Here is a 5,732-nt window from a genome sequence, read left to right on the forward strand (position 1 = left end):
GTGTCGAATAAATATACTTTATTCCTAATGGTGATTAAGGAAAAAGTACAGGGTGATTATAGCTAAAGGCTGTTTTTATTTATTATTACTTTACGATTATTATTAATCAAGGACAGTATCATGTTGAAACCTATCGCATTTTCTTTGGGATTAACAAGTTTATCCCTACTCACTTTTCATGCTCAGGCAGATGAACCATTACCCGATGAAGTTCGCGTGGCCTACGGTGGTAGCTCACAGGTTCTGGTTCTGGCGAAAGTCGATGGTTCGTTGGAAAAAGCACTCAATACCAAGGTGAAATGGGTACAATTTGCCACCGGTGCTGATGCATTAGGTTATTTTGCCAGCGATGCGATTGATATTGCCAATATAGGTTCAAGCCCTGCGGTCGCGGGTTTGGTGCGAAAACTGCCAATAGAAATATTTGGTATATCAGGTGTGATAGCTACGTCTGAACGCCTTATTGCTAAAGATACGATTACCTCTTTGAAGGATATTGAAGGTAAACGTGTCGCTTATCCGCCTAATTCAACCGCTCAATATGCATTAGATGCCGCGATAGTGGTCAATCATATTGACCGTAATAAGGTGACATTAATTCCATTGCGACCCGCAGAAATGGTTGCTGCGTGGAAACGGGGAGATATTGACGCGGGCTATGTTTGGGCTCCTTTTGCGCAAGAGCTCGAAGTCTCTGGCGGGCATCCCGTATTCGAGACCAAACAGCTTCAGCAGGACGGTTATCTCATTTATAACAATTATGTGGTCAGAACTGCGTTTGCTAAAGCGCATCCCGAGTTATTGAGCCAATTCTTGCAAGTACATCAGCAAAAAGTTGATGAATTTAAGCGTGATCCAATAAAAGCGGCGGCTATCGTGGCGAAAGATGTTGGCGCACCGGTGACTACGGCAACGAATACCTTATCTGGTTTGGAATATCCAACACTTAAACAGCAGGAAACGGCGCAGTGGTTAGGCAACGGTTCCGATACTGATAACAGTGGTATTGGGCAGGCGGTGCATAAAACTGCTGGGTTCTTGGAAAGCATTGGTGAAGTGCGTAAACGTGACATTCCCAGCTCGTTTGAAAAGGGAATTAATGTCAGTTATTTAAAGGATGCGATCGCCGCACAAGTACAGCAATAGGGTATTTATGAATCGAGTGCAGCAGGTTGGGTTAAGCGTTGGGGCGGTTATTTCATTCTTCTTATTGTGGCAGGTGGTGGGGGCTGAGCAGTGGATCGATCCATTGCTGTTACCGCCATTATCGGATATTGCCCTCACCGCCGGCGAGTTGCTGCAAGAGGGATACCGGCAAGTGCCATTGTGGCAACACATTGCTGTCAGTGTTGCCCGGGCATTGAGTGCATTCGCCGTCGCTATCTTGGTTGGCGTGCCATTGGGATTGGTTATGGGTCTGTCGCAACCTATTGCAGCGCTGCTTAACCCATTTGTGCAGTTTTTACGGCCATTACCCAAGATAGCATTGATCCCCTTAGCGGTTGTCTGGCTGGGTATCGGTGAGTCATCCAAGTTTTTCCTGATTTTTATTGCCACATTTCTCAGTGTGGTGGTTGGGGCTTGCGCTGCGGTTGAACGTATTGGACGAGCCAGAATTCGTGTCGCCCAAACATTAGGTGCTAGCCGTCGGCAGATTTTTTTTCGTGTAGTACTACCTGAAACGCTACCAGAATTGTTTACCAGTGTGCGCTTATCCATTGGTATTGGTTGGACGTCGCTGATTGCTGCTGAAATGGTTGCTGCGACATCAGGGCTAGGCTGGATGGTGATCAATGCCAGCTCGTATTTACGTACTGACATTGTGATGCTGGGAATACTGTTACTGGGTGGTATTGGTTATCTGCTTGATCTGCTGATTGTAGGTTTACAGCGATTATTGGTGCCATGGGCAGGGAGAGAGTAATGCGAAAGGAACCATCGGCATCTATTACGGTTAATCGGGTCAATTTGGGTTTTGCCACTAAGCAGGGGCGGCAGCAGGTGCTGGAAGATATCTCTTTGAGCATCGAGCCGGGTGAATTTGTGGTACTGCTCGGGCCGTCGGGCTGTGGTAAGTCAACCATTCTTAATTTGATAGCCGGCTTTGAGCACCCCGACAGTGGCAATATTCAATGCCAGGGAGATGTGGTGTCAGCACCTGGACCGGATCGAGGGATGGTATTTCAGCAGGCAAATCTATTCCCATGGTTAACGGTGCGCGATAACGTCTCTTTCGGCCCACGGATGCAGGGGGCGACGCCTGCACAAATCCTACCGGAAACACAGGCATTCCTGAAACTGGTGGGTTTGCAAGGGTTTGAAGATCACTATCCATGGCAATTATCCGGTGGCATGAAACAACGGGTCGCGATGGCCAGAGCCTGGTTACCCAACCCCGACATATTGCTGATGGATGAACCTTTTGGTGCGTTGGACGCGCAAACCCGTCTCATGATGCAGGAATTGTTGTTATCAGCCTGGCAGCAAACCGGCACCACGATTTTGTTTGTGACACATGATGTTGAGGAGGCTCTGTTTCTGGCCGACCGGATCCTTATCATGTCAGCACACCCCGGTTGTATCGTAGATGAAATAAGACTGCCTTTTGGCCGTCAGCGTGACATAGAAACGTTGGCTCAGGCTGAGGGTTATAGCGAAATTAAACAGCGGATATTGCATCGAGTTCGTAGTGAAGCCCGCCGTCATTTCAATAACTAATATAATATTATTAAGGAATTACTATGCATCTCGCTCGGTTTCCTCGCCTTTCATTGGGCCATTTCCCTACGCCATTAGAGGCATTGCCCGCGTTATCACGTTATTTAGGTGGTCCTAATATTTATATTAAACGTGATGATTGCACGGGGCTGGCGACCGGTGGCAACAAGACGCGTAAATTAGAATTTCTGCTGGCGGATGCGCTGCAACAAGGGGCCGATGTGGTGATTACGCAAGGGGCTACCCAGTCAAATCATGTCCGTCAGACGATTGCTGCGGCGGCAAAATTGGGTTTGGAAGCACAAATTTTGCTGGAGAAACGAGTCAGTGATTTTGGCGATGATTACCAGTTTTCGGGCAATATCTTGTTGGATAATTTATTAGGGGGAACGATAGCGGCTCACTTGCCAGCGGGGACGGATATGCAGCAGGCGATGGAGCATTTGGCAGAGACATTGCGGGCACAAGGGAAAAAGCCATATATCATCCCGGGTGGTGGGTCGAATCCGATCGGTGCTTTAGGTTATGTTGCTTGCGCGCAAGAGTTACTTTATCAGTCTAGCCAGCAGCAGCTACGAATTGATCATATTGTACACGCAACAGGCAGTACGGGAACACAAGCCGGGTTGGTTACAGGGCTGGTTGCCAGTAATAGTGGTATTCCGGTACTGGGCATCAGTGTTCGCGCACCACAAGATAAACAGGAGCAAAATGTTTACTCTTTGGCACAACGGACTGGGGAACTGCTGGGGCTAAAGGGGGAATTCCCTCGGGAAAGCGTGATCGTTAATAGCGATTATGTCGGTGCGGGTTATGGTTTACCGACTGATGGCATGCTTGAAGCGCTGACGTTGGTGGCACAATTAGAAGGGATTCTGCTTGATCCTGTCTATTCAGGAAAAGGAATGGCGGGGTTGATCGATTTAGTGCGCCAGGGGTATTTTTCACCAGATGATAATGTTGTCTTTATCCATACCGGCGGTTCTGCCGGGCTGTTCGGTTACCGCCAGGTATTAGAGCAGGTAGGCAAGGATGACTAAACCTCTTTTATTTGGTGTGCTGGGTGGGATGGGACCCCTTGCGACACTGGATCTATTGCACAAAATTATTGAAGTAACGCCAGTTAGTCGGGATCAGGACCATTTACCGGTAGTGACATGGAATGTCCCGCAAATACCTGATCGACAAAAAGCATTGGCGGGATGTGGGGAATCACCGTTGCCACAGTTGTTACATGCAATACAGCAACTGAATCAGTTAGATGTCAGTCATATTGCTATACCCTGTAATACGGCACATCACTGGTATCCACAACTGGCCAATGCTAGCCGGGCACCTATCCTGCATATTGTCGATATTGCCGTAGCCCACATAGCTAGTTTGCACCCCCGACCACAACGGGTCGGGGTGATCGCAACCGAGGCAACACTGCAAGCGCAGTGGTATCAACAGCGATTGGCGGCATTAGGGATCAGCGTCATTTTACCGACCGAACAGGCATTAAAAACCTTGTTTGTCCCAGGATGTTATGCGGTAAAGCGTGGTGAGGTAGCTCTTGGGGGCCAACTCTTGCAACAGTTGGCTACAGAATTGGTAGGGCGTGGTGCCGAAAAATTAGTGTTGGCTTGTACTGAAATTCCGCTCGCGTTTAACGCTATTGAATCGCCACTACTGGCTTTGAGTATTGACCCTGCATATGCCTTAGCTCAGCATTGTGTGACGTTATGGCAACATTCGCAATCGGCTAATAGTTTTCACATACAATAGCGCCCTTTTTAAATAGGGCGATTTAAATGATTAATTTCGGCGCATTAAGGGGATGTTGTAGTAAATAACTATTTTAAATTTTCTGGAATGGATTGCAAATTGGATAATTGCTGCCAACTGACATCATCAATAAATATGCCATGAGTCAAACGTTGTTGATGATTTCTTTGTTCCCATTCTCCAGGTAATGTCAGATTATTATCGGAATGGGAACTGCGTACCCAGTCTAACAGAGCTGGTATTTCCTGCTGGTAACGCTGTGCTCCGCCCAAACGCTCAGGGTCAATTAATATTGTCAGCATATTATTGATGATTCTCTGCTGCCCCGGCTGCGTATTTCGTTCGGTGTTGCCCCCGGTTAATGCCGCTCCCAGCAAAGAACAGATGAGTGCCAGCCCCGAACCTTTATGTTCGCCGAATGCCCGCAGAGCGCCAAAGGGTTCTTCCATCAAATAACGTGGGTCGACCGTGGGCATGCCTTGGTGGTCTACCGCGCAACCAGGCTCTAATTGTCGCCCCTCATTCCACGCAATACGTGCTTTATTACCCGCAATAACGCTAGTGGCAAAGTCCAGAATGATTGGCTCGCCGGATAACAAGGGAACGCCTGCGCAGAAGGGATTGGTTCCTAGTCGGGCTGATTGCCCTTGCCAGGGGATGACATTGGCGCGATTGTTTACATTCGCAAAATGCAATGAGACTAACCCCGCCGCGGCAGCTTGTTCAGCCCAGGCACCGATGCGGCCTAAGTGGTGTGCATTTGCCAGACTCAAAACCGTGACTCCGTGCTGTCGGGCGCGTTCAATACCCAGTTCAATCACTTGTTTTCCAATAACCTGGCCGAAGCCATGCTGCCCGTCAAATGAAATCAACGCTCCAAAATCTGTGGTGATTTTAACCTTTGCTGCAGGATTTAATCCTCCCTCATGAATTGCCGCGATATAGCGGGGCAACATACTAACACCGTGGGAGTCATGGCCTTTGAGACTGGACTCCACCAAATTATCAGCCACGTTAGCGGCGATGTCTGAGTCTACTGAAATATCGACCAATCGATCATGCAGATATTGCCGAAGAAAATGATGACTGAAAACGGGCATTTCTAGCTCCGAAAATAATAATGGAATATCGGGAACTATAACGCTTTCAATGTTCGATACATATATAATATATAGCTATCGTTAGCTTAAAATAAGCTACAAACTTTAAATGTTAATGTGGTATTAATTTTTATCATCGCTCTGTGC

General features: G+C 47.8%; 6 protein-coding genes. 5 read left to right on the forward strand and 1 reads right to left on the reverse strand.

Annotated features, from left to right (window positions below; genetic code table 11):
• Positions 1 to 123 precede the first annotated feature (123 nt).
• The 5 genes from V2A85_RS21520 to V2A85_RS21540 are packed head-to-tail and all read left to right on the forward strand — an operon-like array spanning position 124 to position 4,485.
• Positions 124 to 1,146, forward strand: a complete 1,023-nt coding sequence (locus V2A85_RS21520) for a glycine betaine ABC transporter substrate-binding protein (protein WP_372559872.1) — start codon at positions 124 to 126, stop codon at positions 1,144 to 1,146.
• A 7-nt stretch (positions 1,147 to 1,153) separates the two neighbouring features.
• Complete coding sequence (locus tag V2A85_RS21525; protein WP_372558575.1) at positions 1,154 to 1,924, forward strand: ABC transporter permease; 771 nt, start codon at positions 1,154 to 1,156, stop codon at positions 1,922 to 1,924.
• On the forward strand, positions 1,924 to 2,718 hold the full coding sequence (locus V2A85_RS21530) for an ABC transporter ATP-binding protein (RefSeq protein ID WP_420072314.1): 795 nt from the start codon (positions 1,924 to 1,926) through the stop codon (positions 2,716 to 2,718). The genes V2A85_RS21525 and V2A85_RS21530 overlap by 1 nt, the downstream gene beginning before the upstream one ends.
• 23 nt (positions 2,719 to 2,741) lie before the next feature.
• Positions 2,742 to 3,758, forward strand: a complete 1,017-nt coding sequence (locus V2A85_RS21535; RefSeq protein ID WP_372558577.1) for a D-cysteine desulfhydrase — start codon at positions 2,742 to 2,744, stop codon at positions 3,756 to 3,758.
• Positions 3,751 to 4,485: an aspartate/glutamate racemase family protein gene (locus V2A85_RS21540; RefSeq protein ID WP_372558578.1), complete on the forward strand. Its 735-nt coding sequence runs from the start codon at positions 3,751 to 3,753 to the stop codon at positions 4,483 to 4,485. The genes V2A85_RS21535 and V2A85_RS21540 overlap by 8 nt, the downstream gene beginning before the upstream one ends.
• A 68-nt stretch (positions 4,486 to 4,553) precedes the next feature.
• Here the strand turns inward: V2A85_RS21540 and V2A85_RS21545 are convergent, their stop codons facing one another.
• Positions 4,554 to 5,585: a malate/lactate/ureidoglycolate dehydrogenase gene (locus V2A85_RS21545; protein ID WP_420072315.1), complete on the reverse strand. Its 1,032-nt coding sequence runs from the start codon at positions 5,583 to 5,585 to the stop codon at positions 4,554 to 4,556.
• Between the last annotated feature and the right edge of the window lie 147 nt (positions 5,586 to 5,732).

It is taken from the genome of Yersinia sp. 1252 StPb PI (assembly GCF_048593885.1).
GTDB classification, from domain to species: domain Bacteria; phylum Pseudomonadota; class Gammaproteobacteria; order Enterobacterales; family Enterobacteriaceae; genus Yersinia; species Yersinia enterocolitica_E.